Origin of the sequence: Pseudomonas sp. CFBP13508, assembly GCF_005233515.1 — a bacterium.
GTDB classification, from domain to species: domain Bacteria; phylum Pseudomonadota; class Gammaproteobacteria; order Pseudomonadales; family Pseudomonadaceae; genus Aquipseudomonas; species Aquipseudomonas mercuritolerans.
Genome location: NZ_QFZZ01000001.1, coordinates 713,659 through 733,827, shown reverse-complemented (window position 1 = coordinate 733,827; position 20,169 = coordinate 713,659). Strand labels below are relative to the sequence as shown.

14 protein-coding genes are annotated in these 20,169 nt (G+C 62.6%); 5 read left to right on the top strand and 9 right to left on the bottom strand.

Annotated features, from left to right (window positions below; all coding sequences use genetic code 11):
• Nucleotides 1-83 precede the first annotated feature (83 nt).
• The 4 genes from PspCFBP13508_RS03310 to PspCFBP13508_RS03295 form a co-directional block, all read right to left on the bottom strand.
• Nucleotides 84-1,196, bottom strand: coding sequence for an alkene reductase (locus PspCFBP13508_RS03310; protein WP_137213640.1), 1,113 nt, complete (start codon nt 1,194-1,196; stop codon nt 84-86).
• Between the two features lie 171 nt (nt 1,197-1,367).
• Nucleotides 1,368-3,602: a molybdopterin cofactor-binding domain-containing protein gene (locus PspCFBP13508_RS03305; protein WP_137213639.1), complete on the bottom strand. Its 2,235-nt coding sequence runs from the start codon at nt 3,600-3,602 to the stop codon at nt 1,368-1,370.
• The gene (locus PspCFBP13508_RS03300) at nt 3,599-4,072 is read right to left on the bottom strand and encodes a (2Fe-2S)-binding protein (protein ID WP_137213638.1); all 474 of its coding nucleotides are present in this window, start codon (nt 4,070-4,072) and stop codon (nt 3,599-3,601) included. The genes PspCFBP13508_RS03305 and PspCFBP13508_RS03300 overlap by 4 nt, the downstream gene beginning before the upstream one ends.
• The gene (locus PspCFBP13508_RS03295; RefSeq protein WP_137213803.1) at nt 4,069-5,349 is read right to left on the bottom strand and encodes a c-type cytochrome; all 1,281 of its coding nucleotides are present in this window, start codon (nt 5,347-5,349) and stop codon (nt 4,069-4,071) included. The genes PspCFBP13508_RS03300 and PspCFBP13508_RS03295 overlap by 4 nt, the downstream gene beginning before the upstream one ends.
• A gap of 285 nt (nt 5,350-5,634) precedes the next feature.
• On the opposite strand from PspCFBP13508_RS03295, the gene PspCFBP13508_RS03290 reads away from it, so the two are divergent.
• The 3 genes from PspCFBP13508_RS03290 (at nt 5,635) to PspCFBP13508_RS03280 (ending at nt 9,467) form a co-directional block, all read left to right on the top strand.
• Nucleotides 5,635-6,834, top strand: a complete 1,200-nt coding sequence (locus PspCFBP13508_RS03290; RefSeq protein ID WP_122505585.1) for an MFS transporter — start codon at nt 5,635-5,637, stop codon at nt 6,832-6,834.
• Nucleotides 6,835-6,928: 94 nt separating this feature from the next.
• A complete protein-coding gene (locus PspCFBP13508_RS03285) occupies nt 6,929-7,834 on the top strand; it encodes a LysR family transcriptional regulator (RefSeq protein ID WP_137213637.1) in 906 nt (301 codons plus the stop codon).
• Nucleotides 7,835-7,964: 130 nt separating this feature from the next.
• Complete coding sequence (locus PspCFBP13508_RS03280) at nt 7,965-9,467, top strand: sensor domain-containing diguanylate cyclase (protein ID WP_137213636.1); 1,503 nt, start codon at nt 7,965-7,967, stop codon at nt 9,465-9,467.
• Nucleotides 9,468-9,473: 6 nt separating this feature from the next.
• Here the strand turns inward: PspCFBP13508_RS03280 and PspCFBP13508_RS03275 are convergent, their stop codons facing one another.
• From PspCFBP13508_RS03275 to PspCFBP13508_RS03265, 3 genes are all read right to left on the bottom strand, one after another.
• Complete coding sequence (locus PspCFBP13508_RS03275) at nt 9,474-11,012, bottom strand: cryptochrome/photolyase family protein (RefSeq protein ID WP_137213635.1); 1,539 nt, start codon at nt 11,010-11,012, stop codon at nt 9,474-9,476.
• A gap of 195 nt (nt 11,013-11,207) precedes the next feature.
• Nucleotides 11,208-12,329, bottom strand: a complete 1,122-nt coding sequence (locus PspCFBP13508_RS03270) for an alkene reductase (protein ID WP_125927083.1) — start codon at nt 12,327-12,329, stop codon at nt 11,208-11,210.
• Nucleotides 12,330-12,431: 102 nt separating this feature from the next.
• A complete protein-coding gene (locus tag PspCFBP13508_RS03265) occupies nt 12,432-13,109 on the bottom strand; it encodes a type 1 glutamine amidotransferase domain-containing protein (protein WP_122692540.1) in 678 nt (225 codons plus the stop codon).
• Nucleotides 13,110-13,321: 212 nt separating this feature from the next.
• On the opposite strand from PspCFBP13508_RS03265, the gene PspCFBP13508_RS03260 reads away from it, so the two are divergent.
• Nucleotides 13,322-13,906: a TetR/AcrR family transcriptional regulator gene (locus PspCFBP13508_RS03260; protein WP_137213634.1), complete on the top strand. Its 585-nt coding sequence runs from the start codon at nt 13,322-13,324 to the stop codon at nt 13,904-13,906.
• A 1,100-nt stretch (nt 13,907-15,006) separates the two neighbouring features.
• On the opposite strand, the gene PspCFBP13508_RS03225 is transcribed toward PspCFBP13508_RS03260, so the two are convergent.
• Both PspCFBP13508_RS03225 and paoC read right to left on the bottom strand, forming a co-directional pair.
• On the bottom strand, nt 15,007-15,339 hold the full coding sequence (locus PspCFBP13508_RS03225) for a hypothetical protein (RefSeq protein ID WP_137213632.1): 333 nt from the start codon (nt 15,337-15,339) through the stop codon (nt 15,007-15,009).
• Nucleotides 15,340-15,364: 25 nt separating this feature from the next.
• On the bottom strand, nt 15,365-17,575 hold the full coding sequence (gene paoC, locus PspCFBP13508_RS03220; protein WP_137213631.1) for an aldehyde oxidoreductase molybdenum-binding subunit PaoC: 2,211 nt from the start codon (nt 17,573-17,575) through the stop codon (nt 15,365-15,367).
• Nucleotides 17,576-17,841: 266 nt separating this feature from the next.
• Here paoC and PspCFBP13508_RS03215 point away from each other — a divergent pair, with 266 nt between their 5' ends.
• Nucleotides 17,842-19,968 carry a TonB-dependent siderophore receptor gene (locus tag PspCFBP13508_RS03215; protein WP_137213630.1) on the top strand — a complete coding sequence of 709 codons (2,127 nt, stop codon included), beginning with the start codon at nt 17,842-17,844 and terminating at the stop codon, nt 19,966-19,968.
• The last annotated feature ends 201 nt before the right edge of the window (nt 19,969-20,169 follow it).

The window sequence follows — 20,169 nt, the reverse complement described above, 5'->3', positions numbered from 1 at the left end:
CTCTCCTGATCGATGGGCAAAGTCTGGCCGCAGGCTTTATTTAAAGTCCTTAAACAAACCTTAAAAGTTATGAAGCCCAAGCCTCAGGCGTGAAACGGATAATCGACGTAACCACGCTGATCGCCGCCGAAGAAGCTGCTCGGATCCGGCGTGTTCAACTCAAGCCCGTCGTGCAGCCGACGCGGCAGGTCCGGGTTGGCCAAAAATGGCCGGCCAAAGGCAATGATGTCGGCGCGATCGACGCTCAAGGCCAGTTCGGCGGATTCAGCGTCGTAACCGCCAGCGAGGATCAGCACGCCGTTCCAGGTCTGGCGCAACTGGGCGATGATCGCGTCCCAGCGCGGGTCGAAGTTTTCGTCCTTGACCGTGCCGACCATGGCCGGCTCGACCAGGTGCAGGTAGGCCAGATTCCACTGGTTGAGCGCTTCGACCAGATAACCGAAGGTCGCTTCAGGCGTGTCATCGCCCATGCCCATGAAGCGGCCCATTGGCGTCAGACGCACGCCGACGCGCTCGGCGCCGACTTCATCAGCGACGGCGGCGACCACTTCGAGCAGAAACCGCGCACGGTTTTCCACACTGCCTCCATAGGCGTCATCACGCTGGTTGCTGTTGCTGTTGAGGAACTGGTCGAGCAGATAACCGTTGCCGGCATGGATCTCCACGCCGTCCATACCAGCGTTCAACGCGTTGCGCGCAGCGCGGCGATAGTCTTCGACGATGTCGGCGATTTCCGCTGTTTCGAGGGCGCGCGGCACCGGCACATCGCCCCATACGCCGTTGCCTTGTTCATCGACGATAAAAGTCTTGCCCGGCACAGGCAGGGCGCTCGGCGCCACCGGCAAACCGGCGTCCGGCTGGAAGCTGGGATGCGAGACCCGGCCGACGTGCCACAGCTGCATGAAGATCAGACCGTTGGCCGCGTGCACCGCCGTGCTGACTTCGCGCCAGGCGTGGACTTGCGCATCGCTGTAGATCCCCGGCGTCCACGCATAGCCCTGGCCTTGCTGAGAAATCTGCGTGGCTTCGGTGATGATCAGCGCAGCACTGGCGCGTTGGCGGTAGTACTCGGCGTTCATTGCGGTCGGCACGTCGCCCGGCTGGCCAGCGCGCGAGCGGGTCAGGGGCGCCATCGCCACACGATGAGCAAGGGTGTAAGGGCCGAGTGCGATGGGTTGAAACAGGCGACGGGTCATGGGTAGCTCCGGATGTCGATGAGTAGGGTTCAAGTGCGGCAGCCAGGTGCCGCGCGGTGTGCAGGTAACTTAACCGGGGGTGGCGGGGCTGATAATCCGTGGCCGGCGCTACGCAGCTTTGCGCGCAACGCAACGGCACCCGCGCTCATCCATGACGAGCGCGGGCGTGGTTCAGGCGGGTTGGGTCGAGCGAGTCAGCGGCAGGTGCAGCCAGCGCCGGCCGGTGGCATTGCTGACCGCGTTGCCGAGCGCAGCAGCCATTGGCCCTTGGACGATTTCGGCAGCACCGAGGAAGGGTTCGCCCGGTTGATCGAGCAGATGCACATCGACTTTTTTCGGCAATTGCGTGAAACGCAGAATTGGATAACCGCTCCAGTCATAGCTGCGAATGCCGCCGGCGTCGTAGGCGACTTTTTCGTAGAGCGTCCAGCTGGCCGACTGGACGATGCCGCCCTCGACCTGATTGCGCAGGCCATCGGGGCTGACGATCTGGCCGACGTCGACCGCCGTGACCACATGATCGACACGGATCTCGCCGGTCTGCGGATGCACCCGCAGTTTCACCGCAAGGGCGCAGTAACCCATGATGTTTTTGTAGCGGGCGAAGGCAAAACCGATCCCAGCACCGGGCTCGCTGCTCTTGTGTGGCCAGCCGATTTCGTCGCGCACGCGCTCAATCACAGCCCGGGCACGTGGGTCGCGCAGATGCGCCAGACGTAACGCCAGCGGATCGAGCCCGGCCTTGATCGCCAACTCATCAATACCTGCCTCGATGGCGAAGATGTTGATGTGCGCACCCAGCGAGCGCATGGCCGAGGTGCGGAACGGCATAGTGGTGACGAAGTTCATGTTGATTCGCGTCGCGCCCAGCTCGTACAGCGGCACCGCGTTGCGATCGCCATCACCTTCGGGCTGGGCGATCGGCACCGAGGGCGCCGAGGTGAAGGGTTTCGCCAACAGGCGTGCCGGCAGCAGGCGCCCGGCATTGACGATGCGTTCGTTGTGCGGCGTGGTCCACAGCTCGTAGTTCCAGTCCTGCAAACGGCCCTGACTGAGGCCGGCATCGACTTCGGTGACCATCGCCGAACTGTACGGCTCCCAGAGATTTTCCTGCTCGCGCATCCATTGCACCCTGACCGGCGTGCCCGGCAGGCGCATGGCGATCAGCGCGGCATCGGCGGCGGCATCATCGGCGCCGTTGTGGCCGTAGCAACCCGAGCCTTCGGTGTGAATGCAGCGCACACGCTCCGGCGGCAGACGCAGCATTTCGGCGATACCGGCGCGCAGCGGATAGACGCCCTGAGTGTGGGTCCACACCGTGAGCACGCCATCGTTGAACCAGGCCACCGCACAGGACGGGCCGATCGAGCCGTGCATCAAATACTGCTTGGTCACCCGCGCCTTGAAGCGCGTTTCGGTCGCGCCGCCGGCATTGCCGTTGTTGCTGATCGGATAGCGCTTGGAGGGCAATTGCTTGAGCAAATCGTGAATCCCGGCGGCTTCGGGAATCGCCTCGCCGCCACTCCACTTGGCACTTTCCATGCCGGCGCGCATGGCCTTGATCGCTTGCCACTCATCATGGGCGACCACCGCCAGATAGTTGCCGTCGCGAATCACTTTGACCACGCCGTTCAACGCCTCGATGGACGCGGCATCGAACGGCTGAAGCGTGCAGCCGGGACGCGGCGGGCGGATGACACGCGCGTGCAGCATGCCCGGCAGGCGCATGTCCTGGACGAATGCCGCGCCGCCGCTGACCTTGGCCGGAATATCCAGGCGCGGCAGGTTGTGGCCGATCAGTTTGAAATCGGCCGCCGCCATCGCCGGTGATTGCGCCTTGGCGTACTGGTGCACATCGACATGCTTGACCGCGTCGGCATATGCCATGCGCTGACCATTCGGCCCTTCGATGATGCCGTCGCGAGTGCTCAGTTGTGCCGCATCAACTTGCCAGCTGCGCGCGGCGGCATCGACGAGCATTTCCCGCACCTGGGCGGCCGCGTTGTACAGCGCGGTGCCGCTGTCGAAAATACTGTGGCTGCCGGCGGTGTAGCCTTCGTTGGGCGTCAGCGCGGTGTCGGCGGTGAGCAAGTTGATCGCGCTGGCCGGCACCTGCAAACGTTCGGCAGCGATTTGCAGCAACGCGGTTTTCACCCCGGTGCCCAGTTCGACCTTGCCGGTGTACACGGTGATGCCGTCGGCGGCGATGCGAATCCACGCGTCGAGGTATGGGTTGGTGCGCAGGCTGCCGGGCAGATCGGGGGCCAGCACCACAGTGCCAAGGGTGTCGACTTCGGTGTCGGCCAAGGCACGCCGGGCTATCGGCATCAGGGTGAAGGCCATCAGCAGCGCGCCGCCACGCAGGAAGGCCCGGCGGCTGGGGTTCAAGCCGTTTGCTTCGCTCATGTCCGGCTCCCGTTGTGCCCGGCCGCCTGTTTGATCGCCTCGATGATGCGCAAATGGGTGCCGCAACGGCACAGATTGCCGGCCATGTGTTCGCGGATGGTTTGTTCGTCCGGGTGCGGATCGCGTTCGAGCAACGCCTGCGCGCGCATCAGCATGCCGGCGATGCAGTAACCGCATTGCGCGGCCTGCTTGTCGATAAATGCCGCTTGCAACGGGCCGGGTTTGTCTGCGCTGCCGAGGCTTTCCACGGTGCGGATCTTTTTCCCTTCAAGGCCTGCGCAGGGCGTGAGGCAGGCGAACACCGGTTGGTCGTCGACGATCACCGTGCACGCGCCGCACTGGCCCAGGCCGCAGCCGTACTTGGCGCCGTTGAGGTTCAAGTGGTTGCGCAGCGCATACAGCAGCGGCATGTCCGGTTCCAGCTCCAGCGCTTGGCCGGCTCCATTGACGGTGAGAGTGATCTGGCTCATTTCGTCTCCTGACGTAACGCTTCGATAGTGGAAGAGAGGTCGGCCCATGGCTGTTCGGGGCGGGCTTGTTCGCGCAGATACGCGGCGAGTGCGCCGAGCTGGGCGTTGTCGAGGCTGGCGGCGAACGGCGGCATCACCGGGCCGGGGGCGCCGGGAATGGCGGGCACGCCTTCGAGCACGGTCTTGAGAAAGTTGCGCGAGCTGGCCGCTTGCAGCGCCGAAGTGCCTTGCAGGCCCGGGCGGCCGTCGATTTCGCGCATCGGCGCGGCGGGTGCGTGACATCCGGCGCAGGCGCTACTGAAGAGCAGGGCGCCGGTTGTGTGATCCGCTGGAATACCTGGCTGCTTTTTCGCCGTGGTTTCGGTCACCGCGTGCGGGTTTTGCAGGCTCAGCAGGTAGTCGGCAATTGCCTCGGCTTCACTGGCCGGCAAGCGCGCCAGACTCAGGCTGACCGGGCGCATCGGGCCGGCGGGCGTACCGTGGCCATCGACCACATCGGCGCGCAGGTAGCCGACCAATTGCTCGCGATTCCATGGATTGGCGCGTTGGCCGAGGCCGACCAGTGTCGGCGCTTCCCAGCCATCGACGCTGCCGCCCTGAAGGTATTGCGAGGATTTCTCCGCGCCGATCAGGTTCAGCGGCGAATGGCAGCCGGCGCAGTGGCCCGGGCCGTCGACCAGATAGCGTCCGCGATTCCATGCCGCGCTGTGTTCGGCCAGCGGCGTCAGTGGCTCGCCATGCAGAAACAGCAGATTCCAGAACGACACCAGCGGGCGGATGTTCATCGGGAAGTTCATCTGGTTCTGCCGCGCCGGGGCTTGTACGGCGGGGCCGCTCATCAAGTAGGCGTAAGCGTCGGCGATGTCTGCTGCACTCATGCGTCGGTAGTGCACGTAAGGAAACGCCGGGTAGAGAAAGTGGCCGTCGCGGGCAATGCCTTCACGCATCGCCCGCTCGAAGGCCGGCAGTGACCATTCGCCGATGCCGGTCTGCGCATCCGGGGTGATGTTGGTGCTGTACAGCGTGCCGAACGGCGTCACCAGCGGCAGCCCGCCAGCCAGGTATTCGCCGCCGGGGCGGGTATGGCACACCGCGCAGTCGCCGGCCTCGACCACCCGTGCGCCGCGTTGCAACTGCGCAGTATCGAATGACGTCGGCCGTTTGATTGGTGCGATCGCCGGGCGCCACATCAGCGCGACGGCGACGATCAGGCCGAGCACCGCGAGCACGGCGACGCTGATCCACAGGGTTCTGGATTTGAGCAAATGGCTGTTCATGGTCGGCAGAAAAACGCGGCGGACAGTGGCAGGACGAGTGCAGTGCGGGTCATGGAAACGCTCCTTGTAGCAGCCGGGGAAGGGCGCCGATGCGGACGTCAGCGCCAGGGCCAAAGCGTAGAGAAGACCCTTGCGGCGGAGAATCACCGGCCCGCGCAACAGCGCGTTGCGCCACAAGCAACGTTGCGCGCCACGCATCAGTGCGTTGCCAGTGGCATGGATTCTCGCCCCCGCCGGCTGACCGTAGCCTTGGCACAACTTTCCCGAACTCAACGAGGTGTCACCATGCTTACGGGCAACCCTGCCGTTGCGGCCCCGGCCGAACAGCCTGCTTCACTCTCCGGCCTGATGGTCGCGTTTCTGGCCTTCTGCTGCGGCGCGGTCGTCGCCAACCTGTATTACGCGCAGCCCATCGTCGAACTGATCGCGCCGCAGATCGGCCTGTCCAGCGCCAATGCCAGCCTGATCGTGTCGCTGACCCAGTTCGGTTACGCGCTGGGCTTGTTGCTGCTGGTGCCGCTGGCCGACCTGATGGAGAACCGCCGTCTGGTGGTCGGCTTCACCCTCGCTGCCAGCGTGACGCTGCTGTGTGCTGGCCTGACTCATTCGCCGTCGCTGTTTCTGCTGCTCTCTTTGCTGATCGGCCTGACCTCGGTGGCGGTGCAGATTCTCGTGCCACTGGCCGCGCATTTGGCGCCGGAAGCCAGCCGGGGGCGCGTGGTCGGCAATATCATGAGCGGCCTGCTCTTGGGGATTCTGCTGTCGCGGCCGCTGTCGAGTCTGTTGGTCGAAGTGTTCGGCTGGCGCGGGGTGTTTTACAGCGCGGCGGCACTGATGGCGGTGATCGCGTTGATTACCGCTGTGGCACTGCCGCGCCGGGTGCCGACGCATAAGGCCACTTATGTCGCGTTGATTGGTTCGGTGTTTGCCTTGGCCCGGCGCTTTCCTGTGTTGCGCCAGCGTTCGCTGTATCAGGGTTTGCTGTTCGCCAGTTTCAGCCTGTTCTGGACGCTCGCGCCAATTGAGCTGATGCGTCACCACGGTTTCAGCCAGGCGCAGGTGGCGATCTTTGCCCTGGTCGGCGCGGTGGGTGCGATTGCCGCGCCGATTGCCGGGCGTCTCGCCGATGCCGGGCACGGTCGTCGCGGTACCTTGGTGGCGTTGCTGCTGGCGCCGCTGTCGCTGTTGATCGCCGCGCTGCCGGGCAGTGGTTACGTATGGCTGGTGGTGTGTGCGGTGCTGCTGGATTTTGCCGTGCAGCTGAACATGGTCCTCGGCCAGCGTGAGGTCTACGCCCTCGACCCGCACAGCCGCGCACGCCTGAATGCGGTGTACATGACCAGCATCTTCGTCGGCGGCGCGCTCGGTTCACTGGTCGCCAGCCCGCTGTACGAACACTTCGGCTGGAACCTCTCGGCCGTTGCCGTGGCGGTTTTGCCGGCGTTGGCGCTGGCGTTGTTCCTGAGTCGCAAGGCTGATGTCTGAGGTCGCGATGAGGCCCGGCAAGCACGACGATACAAGACGTGTGGCGAGCGCTGATGCACAATCAGCGGCGTTCCCTCACCACCGGACCCCGCTTATGGACAAGTTGCTGGCACTGAAGATGTTTGTTGAAACCGTGCGCTGCGGAGGCTATTCCTCGGCGGCGCGCAAGCTTGGGATTTCGACGTCTTCGGTGACACGGCAAGTGGCGGGCCTGGAAAACGAGTTGGGCGCCAGCCTGCTCAATCGCACCACGCGCAATACCAGCGTCACCGTCGCCGGCCAGACCTATTTCGAGAAGGCCGTGGCCATTCTCGATGCCATCGACGAAGCCGATGCGGTGGTCGCCGATCGTGGCAGTGATGCCCAGGGCCGCTTGCGCATCAGCGTGCCGGTGGAGTTTGGCCGGCGACTGATCGCGCCGCACCTGAGCCGCTTGCTTGAACGCCATCCCGGGCTGGAGATCAGCCTGTCGCTGAGCGATCAGGTCAGCGATTTGCTCAGCGAGCAGATCGACGTTTCAGTGCGGCTCGGCTCGACGGTGGTCAGCGAGGACATCGTCAGCAAACGCGTCGGGCAGTTTCAGCGTTGGATTGTTGCCAGCCCGGATTATCTGGCGCGCAGCGCTGTGCTGGAGCATCCGCGGGATTTGCTCGAGCATCAATGCCTGCGCTTCGACTACGGCGGCAGCCATCATCACTGGACCTTTCAGGGCGACGAAGAGCCGATTCAGCTCAACGTCCAGGGCCGCCTGCAAAGCAACAACGCCGACATTCTTCGCGAAGCGGCGATTGGCGGTGGCGGTGTGGCGCTGCTGGCCGACTGGCTGGTGCGCGACGACGTCACCGCCGGGCGCCTGACGCGCTTGCTTGAGCACTACGAGGTCAATCCCGGCAGCGCGAGCAGTTGCATCAACGCGCTGTACCTGCCCAACCACCGTGGATCGAGCCGGATCAACGTGTTCATCGATTTTCTCGTGGAAATCCTCAAACCCGCCGCATAGCGCTGCACACTCTGTTGCTGCAGCCGCTGCACACTGCTTGTATGCTTGCGCCCCGGAACACGTGGCCGCCGTGAGTGCCGACGTTCGAATGATGGCTGGAATGGATACCGGACTTCCTTAAGGTACTGACGTGAAGCGTGATACTCGCCTTGTAATGCTCCTGCTGCTGGTGATCGGCTGTTCCCTGACTTCGCTGACGATCTGGAAAGTCTGGTCTTCGCGTGAGCGTGCACTGGCCGAGGTCGATGTGCATGGCCTGAACCTGACCCAGGCGCTCAACACCTACACCGAAGGCATCGTCCGGCAAAGCTCGCTGCTCTTGCTCGGGCTGGTCGAACGTCTGGAAACCGAGGGCGACGGCCCGGCGCAGATTCAGCGCATCCAGAGCCTGATCGACCGCCAGCAGCCGCTGATGCCACAGCTCAGCGGCATCACGATTTATGACCGGCACGGGCATTGGTTGATGTCCTCCAACCGACCGATTCCCGAGGGCGCCAACAGCAGCGACCGCGCCTATTTCATCCACCACCGTGACAGCCCGAGCCGCGAGCCGTTCATTGGCCCGCCGATCCAGAGCCGTGCCAATCACGAATGGGTGGTGACCATCAGTCGGCGCTTCAACGACGATGCCGGGCAGTTCGCTGGCGTGGTAGCGGTGACGCTGGGGGTGGAGAACTTCCTGCGGGTGTTCGGCAAACTCGACGTTGGCCAGGACGGCGCGATCGGTCTGTCTTACACCGATGGCACGCTGCTGGTGCGCTACCCGTTCCGCGAGCAGGACATGGGCCGCAATTTCTCCAGTTCGCCGATCTACGCCAAATACCTCGTCGACCGTTCGGTTGGCACTGCTTCGTACACCTCCAGCCTCGACGGTGTCGAGCGGCTCTACGCGTTCCGCAAAAGCGAAACGCTGCCGCTGATCACCACCGTGGCCCTGGGCAAGGATGAAGCGCTAGCGGCGTGGCGTATCGAAGCGGCGCTGTCGGCGGTAGTGGTGGCCGGACTGCTCGGGCTGACCGGGTTGATCGGCTGGTTCCTGATCCTTGATATCCGCCGCCGGACTGAGGCTGAAGAGGCGTTGCGCGATGCCCAGCAGCAGTTGCTCGCGTCCAATCGGCAACTGGAATTACTGGCGCTGAAAGATGCGCTGACCGGCCTGGCCAACCGCCGCTGTTTCGATGAAACCCTGGCGGTGGAAGCGCGGCGGGCGCAGCGTGACGGCACCTCGCTGGCCTTGCTGATGATCGATATCGATCACTTCAAATTGTTCAACGATGCCTTGGGCCACGTTGCTGGCGATGCCTGCCTGCAGGCGGTCAGCAAGATTCTTGAAGGCTGCGTGCGACGCCCCTCGGATCTGGTCGCACGCTACGGTGGCGAGGAAATTGCGGTGATCATGCCGGCCACCGACAGCGCCGGTGCGACGGTGGTGGCGCAGTTGATGCTCGAGCGTTTGCAGCAGGCGAACATCGCCCACCCGGGCAGTCCGTTTGCTCGGATTACGGTGAGTATCGGTATGGCGGTGGGGACGGGCGCGCAGCTGGATTCGCTGCCGGCGTTGATCCAGACCGCCGATCAGGCGCTGTACCGCGCGAAAGCGGCGGGCCGCAACGGGATGGCCGGGCAGGCCTGAGGCGCACTAGAAAGCTTCGCCGCTATCCAGTTTCGCCAACAGCATTTGTCCGCGTTGCCACAGTGCATCCTGCTTGGCCAGCGGCATGCGGTCGAGGTTCTTGTACATCATGCCCATGCGCTGATTGCCGCGCAGGATATCGCCGTGGCGCATGAGGAAATGCCAGTACAGCGCGTTGAACGGGCAGGCATCGTCCGCGCTGCTTTCCTTGACCTTGTAGGCGCAGTCGCCGCAGTAATCCGACATCCGATTGATGTACTGGCCGCTGGCGCAGTAAGGCTTGGAGCCGAGATAACCGCCGTCGGCATGCATGACCATGCCAAGGGTGTTGGGTAGTTCGACCCAGTCGAAGGCGTCCATGTAGATCGCCAGATACCACTCACAGATTTCCTTCGGCGCAATCCCGGCGAGCAAGGCAAAGTTGCCGGTGACCATCAGCCGCTGGATGTGGTGCGCGTAGGCATGTTGCAGGCTTTGGCCGATGGCCTGGCGCATGCAGTTCATCTGCGTTTCACCCGTCCAGTAGAACTCCGGCAGCGGGCGCGTGTTGCCGAACACATTGCCCTCGGCGTATTCCGGCATCTTCAGCCAGTACACACCGCGCACGTATTCGCGCCAGCCGATCAACTGTCGAATGAAGCCTTCGGCCGCGTTGAGGCCGATGCTCCCCGACCAGTAAGCCGCCTCGACATCGCTGCACAGCTGGCGCAAATCGAGCAGGCCGATGTTCAGCGCCGCGCTGATCCGCGCGTGAAACAGGAACGGTTCGTCGCTGGCCATGGCGTCCTGGTAATCACCGAAGCCGGCCAGCGCGTAGTCGAGAAAGTATTGCCACAGGGCCTGGGCATCGGCGTGGGTCACCGGGTAATTGAAGTCATCCAGCGTGCCGTAATGGCTGGCGAAGCGCTCGCCGACCAATACCAGAACCTCTTGGGTGATTGCGTCATTGGCGAAACGCGCCGGGTAGGGCGGTTTGGCGTGTTTGGGCAGCGCCTTGCGATTCTCCGCATCGAAATTCCACGCACCGCCGACCGGCGTGCCGTCGCCATTGAGCAGCAGCCGACTCTTGCGCCGCATCTCGCGGTAGAAAAACTCCATGCGCAGTTGCTTCTTGCCGCTGGCCCAATTGGAGAACTCTTCGCGGGAGCAGAGGAAACGGCGGTCTGAATGCCAGTGCACGGGCAAGCCCGAATCTTTGATTGATTGCTCAAGGCGCCAGTCGCCGCATTCGGTGATGTGGATCTCGTCGGCACCAGTGAGGGTTTGCCAGCGCTGTAGTTCGCCGGGAATTGAGCCGCTGTTGTCCGGGTCGTCTAGGCTGACGTACTGGACGCGGTAGCCTTTATCGCGCAACGCCTCGGCAAAGTGGCGCATGGCGCTGAAGATCAGGGCGATCTTTTGCGGATGATGGGCGACGTGGGTCGCTTCCTCCATAACCTCGACCATCAGCAGCAGGTCTTGCTGGGGATCGAGTGGCTGCAGGGAGGCCAGGTCGAATGACAGCTGGTCGCCGAGGATCAGGAGCAAGCGGTGGGCAGGGGGCATGGAGCGAAGTCCGGTTGGCGATTCGAACTCCAATAGTTATACAGATTGTTTGCTATGTATAGGTTTTAGCGGCCACTGACATCCTGTAGTGGGAGCGAGCCTGCTCGCGAAAGGGTCCTGTAAGTCAATACAAATGCTGACTGACCCACCGCCTTCGCGAGCAGGCTCGCTCCCACAGGGATTTGGGTGGGGTTCTTAAGCGGGGTAGGTCGGATAGTCGATATAACCCTCGGCACCGCCGCCATACACCGTCGCCGGATTCAACTGATTCAACGGCCAGTCATTGGCAATCCGCGCCGGCAGGTCCGGGTTGGCCATGAACGGTCGGCCAAACGCGACCAGATCCGCCAGCCCCGACTCAAGCAATTGCGCGCCGGTTTTGGCGGTGTAGCGACCGGCATAAATGATCGCGCCGCTGAACGTGTCGCGCACGGCCTGGCGAAAGGTCTGCGGCATCGCTGGGGCGTTGTCCCAGTCGGCTTCGGCGATCGACAGGTAGGCGATGCCGACGTCTTCAAGAATCTTGATCGCGGCAATGTAAGTTGTGTGCGGATCTTCCTCGACCAGGCCCAGATACGTCCGCGCTTCATCGGTGGTAGTGAACAGCGGCGCAAACCGCACACCGACCTTGTCCTTGCCGATGCATTCGGCGACGCCGGCCACCACTTCGCGCAAAAAGCGCAAGCGATTGTCCAGCGAGCCGCCGTACTGGTCGGTGCGCAGGTTGCTGTGGGCGGAGATGAACTGGTTGACCAGATAACCGTTGGCGCAATGCAGTTCGATGCCGTCGAAACCCGCATCCATCGCGTTGCGCGCGGCCTGGATGTACAGCTGAATCAGTTCCTGCACTTCATCGGTGCTCAACGCGCGCGGAGCGGACGGCGGCACCAGTTCACCGACACCGGGCGCGGTTTCGATGAACACGCTGACGCGGTCCGTCGCCACCGCAGAGGCCGACACCGGCGCGTCTCCGTTGGGCTGCAACGCCGTGTGCGAGACCCGACCGACATGCCAGAGCTGGGCGAAGATCACGCCATCCACGGCGTGCACCGCCTCGGTGACTTTGCGCCAACCGGCGATCTGCTCCGGCGTATGAATGCCCGGCGTCCATGCATAACCCTGACCGCGCGGTTCGATCTGCGTGCCTTCGGTGACCAGCAAACCGGCACCGGCGCGCTGCTGGTAATACTCGGCCATCAACTCGTTGGCGACATTGCCCGGCTGCGTGCTGCGCTGGCGGGTGAGGGGCGGCAGGACGATGCGGTTTTTCAGGGTGTGTGCGCCCAATTTGGCAGGCGTGAAGAAAGCGTTATTCATGGAGTAAGCCTGGAATCTGATTAGACCAGTCGACTAGTGACTGGGCAAAAAAACAACGCCGGGCTGTACGCACGCGGCGTTGATCGGGTTGGAGCGAGGGATTCAGCCGAGCATCTTCAACAGCTTTTCGGCAACGGCGGCAGAGCTGGCCGGGTTCTGGCCGGTGACCAGTTGACCGTCAGCCACCACATGCACCTGCCAATCGGCGACTTTCGAATAGCGCCCGCCCAGACGCTGGAACTCATCTTCGATGAGGAACGGCACCACGTCAGTCAGACCAACAGCAGCTTCTTCGGCGTTGGTGAAACCGGTGACGTCGCGATCTTTGACGATCGGCTGGCCGTCAGCGCGCACCACATGACGCAACACGCCGGGTGCGTGGCAGACAAAACCGTGAGGTTTGTTGGCGCGGTCGAAGGCTTCGATCAGTGCAATCGAGGCCTTGTCTTCGGCCAGATCCCACAGCGGGCCGTGGCCGCCTGGGTAGAACACGGCATCGAAATCTTCGGCCTTCACATCAGCCAGACGGCCAGTAGTGGCCAGTGCTTGTTGTGCGGCCGGATCGGCGCGGAAGCGATCGGTTTCGGCAGTCTGCGCGCTTGGCTCATCGCTTTTCGGATCGAGCGGTGGCTGGCCGCCGGCAGGCGATACCAGGGTGACGTCGGCGCCGGCGTCCTTGAAGGCAAAGTAGGGCGCGGCGAACTCTTCCAGCCAGAAGCCGGTTTTCTTGCCGGTGTTGCCGAGTTGATCGTGGGAAGTCAGAACCATCAAGATTTTCATAGAGCACCCTTGGGTTGGTCTGGCATCGGCAGAAGGCGAGGGATTCGCTTGTTGTCGGTGCCGCATGAATTTGTGTGTCGGGGCGCAGCATAGTTTCCAATTAGACCAGTCGTCTAGTAATTTTTTCAGAAAATGTTTTTGCCCGTCGGTTATGGCAAACTCCCGGTCCTGAAAACTATACGACTGGTCTATTGTCTGGAATTTTGCGCACCATGAAGCCGACCTTTGACGACACCCGCCAACACTTGCTCGACACCGGCCACCGGATGATGGCCGAGAAGGGCTTCACCAGCGTCGGCCTCAACGAGATCCTGCAGACCGCCGGCGTGCCCAAGGGCTCGTTCTATCACTACTTCAAATCCAAGGAGTTGTACGGCCAGGCGCTGCTCGAGGATTACTTCGTCGACTACCTCGCGGACATGGAGCGCCGCCTGACATTGCCTGGGCTGACTGCCTTCGAGCGCTTGATGGATTACTGGCAGGGCTGGCAGAACCGCTGCACCCTCGAAGGCCACGGCGATGAATGCCTGGTGGTGAAACTCAGCGCCGAAGTGGCCGACCTGTCTGAGTCAATGCGCCTGACCCTGCGCGACGGCGCTGAACGCATAGTCGCGCGCATCACCGAATGCATCGAACAAGGCCAGACCGACAAAAGCCTGCCCGAGGGCGATGCGCGGAAGTTGGCAGAGACGCTGTATCAGCTCTGGCTCGGCGCCAGCCTGCTGAACAAATTGCAGCGCACCGGACAGTCGCTGCAGACCTCTATGGCGATGACCCGGCAGTTGCTGCAAGCCTGAGCCTCGCCGCAGATCCCTTGTAGGAGTGAGCCTGCCCGCGAAGAGCGCGGCACATTCAACATCTTCATCGCCTGACCGAATGCATTCGCGAGCAGGCTCGCTCCCACAGGTTTTCACGGCGAATGCAAAAACCCCGGCAACACGCAAAACCCAGTGTGGGAGTGAGCCTGCTCGCGAAGAGCGCGGCACATTCAACATCTTCATCGCCTGACCGAATGCATTCGCGAGCAGGCTCGCTCCCACACTGTTATGGGCCGAACCATCGATCTTCATTCAATCCCAATCCTGTGGGAGCGAGCCTGCTCGCGAAGACGGCGGCACATTCAACATCTTCTTTAACTGACCCAATGCATTCGCGAGCAAGCTCGCTCCCACAAGTTTTCGCGGCGTGTGCCAAATCCCGGCGACATGCAAATCCAGTGTAGGAGCGAGCCTGCTCGCGAAGACGGCGGCACATTCAACATCTTCATTGCCTGACCCAACGCCTTCGCGAGCAAGCTCGCTCCCACAGGTTTTCGCGGCGTGTGCCAAATCCCGGCGACACGCAAAATCCAGTGTGGGAGCGAGCCTGCTCGCGAAGGCGGCGGGACATTCAATACCTTCATTGCCTGACCCAATGCATTCGCGAGCAGGCTCGCTCCCACAGGTTTTCGCGGCGTGTGCCAAATCCCGGCGACATGCAAAATCCAGTGTGGGAGCGAGCTTGCTCGCGAAGAGGGCGGCACATTCAACATCTTCATTGCCTGACCCAATGCATTCGCGAGCAGGCTCGCTCCCACAGGTTTTCGCGGCGTGTGCCAAATCCCGGCGACATGCAAAATCCAGTGTGGGAGCGAGCTTGCTCGCGAAGAGGGCTGCACATTCAACATCTTCATTGCCTGACCCAATGCATTCGCGAGCAAGCTCGCTCCCACAGGTTTTCGCGGCGAATGCAAAAACCCGGCAACACACAAAACCCGATGTAGGAGCGAGCCTGCTCGCGATGGCGGCGGCACATTCAACATCTTCATTGCCTGACCCAATGCATTCGCGAGCAGGCTCGCTCCCACAGGAGATCTGTGTTGATTGGTGGGATTGGAGATCAGCAGGCCACTCAACATTCAGTCAGGGGATTTTTCCTCTTCAGGCAGTTGGGCAAACCACTGCGCATACGGTGTGTTGCTCACTTTGAATCGGTTGTAATCCGGGCTGCCGTCATCCCACCACACCGGCCCGCGTTCACCCAGCGCGACTTTGGCGTCGTTGACGCGAGCTCTGGCTGACTTCAACGCCTGTGCATCGTCGCCACGCTTTGCCTCTTTGACCGCACGCCGCGCTGACATGAGTTCGGCTACAAATGCCTCACGCTCGGCGGCTGGCAGTGATGGATTGCTGCAACGCCATAGCTGTTGCTTGACCACAAAATAGCGGCCATCGGGGGTGGTGGGGTACATGGACGATATCCTGCGTGATCCAGTCTCAGACCGGGTAGGACAACTCGCCGATGAGTTTATCCAGCGTAATCGGATAATCGCGCACCCGTACGCCACAGGCGTTATAGATCGCGTTGGCGATGGCCGCCGCCGCGCCGCTGATACCCAGCTCACCGACGCCTTTGGCCTTCAGCGGGGTGGCATACGGGTCGACTTCATCGAGAAATACTACTTCCTGATGGGGAATGTCGGCGTGCACCGGCACCTCGTATCCGGCCAGATCGTGATTGACGAAAAAGCCGATTCGATGATCCACCGCCAGCTCTTCCATCAATGCCGCACCAGCGCCCATGGTCATGCCGCCTATGATCTGGCTGCGCGCAGTTTTCGGGTTGAGGATGCGCCCGGCGGCGCACACGGCCAGTTGCCGACGCAGGCGAATTTCGCCGGTCGCCGCATTGACCGCGACCTCGGCGAAATGCGCGCCGAAAGTCTGCTGGGCGAAGCGCTGGGCAAGGTCACCGTATTCCATGCGGTCCTCGCCCGTCAGCTCGCCATTGGCTGCAGCCTGAACCAAGGCAACCTGCTGCGAGCCTGCGCGAATTTGCCCGTCGACAAACTCGGCTTGCTGCGGGCCGATCCCGACGGCGTGAGCGGCGGCCTCACGCAGTTTCACGCACGCGGCATACACGCCGGCAGTGGAGGAGGCGGCGCCCCACTGGCCGCCGGAGCCCGACGATTCCGGAAACCGCGAATCGCCCAAGTGCACCACGACACGGTCCAGCGGCACGCCCATCATTTCGGCAGCGGTCTGGGCGATGATGGTGTAACTGCCGGTGCCGATGTCGGTCATGTCGGTTTCCACGGTGATGACGCCTTGACGATCGAGTCGCACCCGCGCCGCCGAAGCGGTCGTCGGTGCGCCGCGAATCGCCGAGGCCAGCCCGATGCCGATCAGCCAACCGCCCTCACGACGCTGAGCGGGTTGAGGGTTGCGCTGACGCCAGCCAAAGCGTTCGGCCCCAGTGTTCAGGCATTCCACCAACTGCCGTTTGGAGAACGGCCGCGACGGTTGCTCCGGATCGACCTGCGAATCGTTGAGGATGCGCAACTGCAGCGGATCCATCTGCAGCTTTTCGGCCAGTTCATCCATGGCGATTTCCAGCGCCATCATCCCCGGTGCCTCGCCCGGCGCGCGCATCGCCGAACCCTCGGCGAGATCGAGCACGGCGAGATTCAAACGGGTCATGCGATTGGCACCGGCGTAAAGCAATCGGGTTGACGCGGTAGCCGCTTCGGCGCGTCCGCCGCGCAGATTGCCCGACCAGCTCTCGTGGCCGATCGCGGTGATCACGCCGTCACGGTTGGCACCGATGCGCAGGCGCTGAAGCGTCGCCGGACGATGGGTCAGGTTGTTGAACATCAGCGGCCGCGGCAGCGCGACTTTCACCGGTCGCCCGGCATGTCGAGCGGCCAGGGATGCCAACACTGCGTCGCAAAGAATCGTGCCCTTGCCGCCGAAACCACCGCCGATATACGGCGAGATCAGGCGCACATCTTCCTTGGCGATGCCGAGGGTTTTCGCCAGATCGCGCACGCCCCAGTTGATCTGTTGGATCGATGTCCACAAGGTCAACTGCGTGCCACTCCAGCGGGCAATGGTTGCGTGCGGTTCCATCATCGCGTGGGCCTGGTCAGGCGTGCTGTAGTGCTGATCGATTTGCACGGGCGCAGCGTTGAAGGCGCCTTCGAAGTCACCGACGCTGGTCTGCGGCGGCGGGCCGAAGCCGGCCGGTGGCGGTGGGGTTGCGGAGTCTTTCGCAGCCGCCAGATCGAATGAACCTGGTTCGGCCACGTAGCGGATGTCGAGCAAGCCGGCGGCCGCGCGGGCCTGTTCGAAGGTGTCCGCGACGACAATCGCCACGGCCTGGTGATAGTGATCGACCTGCGGCCCGGCCAAGGCCCTGGCTACGTAAAACTCGCCTTTGGCCAATGGCCCGGCGTTTTCGTAAGTGACGATGGCAATCACCCCGGACGCCTCCCGCGCTTGCGTCGAATCGATCGAGGCAATGTGCCCCTTGCCGATCCCGGCGCCGACGATATAGCCATAGGCGGCGTCCGGCACCGCTGCGTTTTGCTCGTAGGCGTAGGGGGCGGTGCCGGTGGTTTTCAGCTTGCCGTCGATGCGGTCGGCAGGTTGGCCGATGACGTTCAGCTGGTCGATCGGATTGGAGCCGGCCGGGGTGTCGAATTTCATCTGCAAATTCCTTTCAGACAGGCTGGCGACGCCCACGTAGCGCGGCGCAGCCATCGATTGACGTCGGATCTCTACGAGCCTAGGCCATCGACGCGCTGCTGATAATGCGCGGTTTCAGGATGGAGTGATGAATCCCGCTCACCAATCCTGATCAACATGACAAATAAGAATACGTTTCAATTACTAATGCGACCGTATACCATGCGCCGCGTTTTCATTGGCGGTTTTGCCCTTCGTTCTGGCCTATTCGTAAAGGTTTTCACCTCATGCGTCGAACTCTGCTTTCCATTTGTGTGCTGCAGGCGTTGTCTTCTTCCTCGTGGGCTGAGTCAGCCGAACCGACTTCTTCAACGCTTGAGCTGGAAGCCACCGATGTGGTCGGCACAGCGGATTACGAAAGGGCAGACGGCCCGGTTCAAGGCTACCGCGCGACCCGTTCGGCCAGCGCCACGCGCACCGACACTTCGATTCACGAAACCCCGCAGTCGATCAGCGTGGTGACCAAGGATGCCGTCGAAGACCTCGGCGCCACGCGTTTGCAGGATGCGCTGGATTACGCCGGCGGCGTCGGGCGCGCGAACAACTTCGGCGGGCAGGGCCTGACCACCTTCACCGTGCGCGGTTTTACCACCGGTGAGTTCTACCGCAACGGTTTCCCGATCAACCGTGGCTACCCGAATATGCCCGACGCCAATACCATCGAGCGTCTGGAAGTGCTGCGCGGTCCGGCGACCATGCTCTATGGCCGTGGCGATCCCGGCGGTACCTTCAACGTGGTGTCGAAACAGCCATTGCCCGAGCGCACCGTCACTCTGGGCAGCCAGTTGAACGATCAAGGCATGAAGCGCGGCACCCTCGACGCTTCCGGGCCACTCGATGAAGAAGGGCGTCTGGCCTATCGCTTGAATGTGGTGGGCGAGGGCGGCGACACCTTCCGCGATCATGTCGAGACCGAGCGCTACGGCATTACGCCGGTGCTGAGCTGGCAGGCCACCGACGCGACCAAGCTGATTTTCGAAGGCGATTTCATGCGCAACAACGCGCCGCTCGATCGCGGCGTGACGCGCTACCCGGCGCAGATCGGCACCGCCTCGCGCGATACCTTCTTTGGCGAGAAGGACGTCGGCAAGCTGCACAACGACAACAACATGGCGCAACTGCGTTTCGAACACATGCTCAACGACGACTGGACCCTGGGCGGTGGTTTCCAGTGGCTCGACGGCTCGCTCCAGGGCAACGCGATCGAGGCCAACGGCATTGCCGCTGACGGCCGCACGCTGGGACGCAACTTCAACTACCGCAAGCTGGAATGGACCGACAAGGACACCCAGCTCAACCTCACCGGGCATTTCGACACTGGCGGTCTGCAGCACACCTTGCTCACCGGCATCGAGTATGAAGATTACGATTACAAGTCGATCATCCAGCGCTCCAGCGGCGCGGTCAGTGCCTACCCGATCGACATCTTCAATCCGGTTTACGGCCAGCCACGCCCGGCGCTGACCCGCACACCGACCCACGATAAAGAGAACCTCAAGACCTACGCCGCGTTCGTGCAGGATCAGGTCGCCCTGACCGACAAACTGAAAGTGCTGGCCGGCGCACGTTTCGAGCGCTTCGAGCACGATTACGAAACCTACGTGCCCGGCGGGAAGAGCTGGCAGGCCAGCGACAACGCGGTCACCCCGCGTATCGGCGTGACCTACGATTTGACCGAAACCCTGGCGGTGTACGCCAACACCGCGCGCTCGTTCAAGCCCAACACCGGCGCCAGCCGCGAAGGCGGCGGCTTCGCTCCGGAAAAAGGCAAGTCCTACGAGATGGGCGGGAAGTGGGAAGCGCTGGATCAGCAGTTGAGCGTCGACGCAGCGATCTACCAGATCGAAAAACGCAACGTGCTGACCACCGACCCGGTGGATTCGACCTTCAGCGTCGCCGCCGGTGAAGTACGCAGCCGTGGTTTCGACGTCAATGTCACCGGCAATCTCACCCCCGAGTGGCGAGTGGTCGGCGGTTACGCTTACGTTGACGCCGAGGTGACCAAGGACAACACGCTGCGCTCCGGCACGCGCCTGCTGAACATCCCGAAGAACAGCTTCAGCCTGCTTAACATGTACGAGTTCCAGGACGGCACGCTCAAAGGCCTTGGCCTTGGCACCGGCCTGAAATACGTCGACGAGCGCGCCGGGCAGACGTCCAACACCGCGTTTTCCATGGGCAGTTACACCGTGGTCGACCTGCTGAGCTTCTACAAGATCAACGACAAGGTGCGGCTCAATCTCGATGTGAAAAACATCTTCGATCGCGACTACGAAGAAGGCGCCTTCGGCAACGTCTACGCCTACCCGGGCGCGCCGCGAACCGTGCAGGTGGGGATTTCCTACACGCTGTAAATCTCCGCAGCGGTTGCCGCCGACCCATGCTGGCCTGAGAGTGGCATGTCGAAATCAGACATCGGCATGCCGCACTCAGGCTAGTTGCGCGGCGGTCGGGCCACGTAAGGTGAAGCATCATTTCGTCGGCAAAGCGTCTGCGTCGCAGCTTTCGCCTGATGTCGACACCGGAAATGATGATCGCCTGACGCTCAGTCAGTG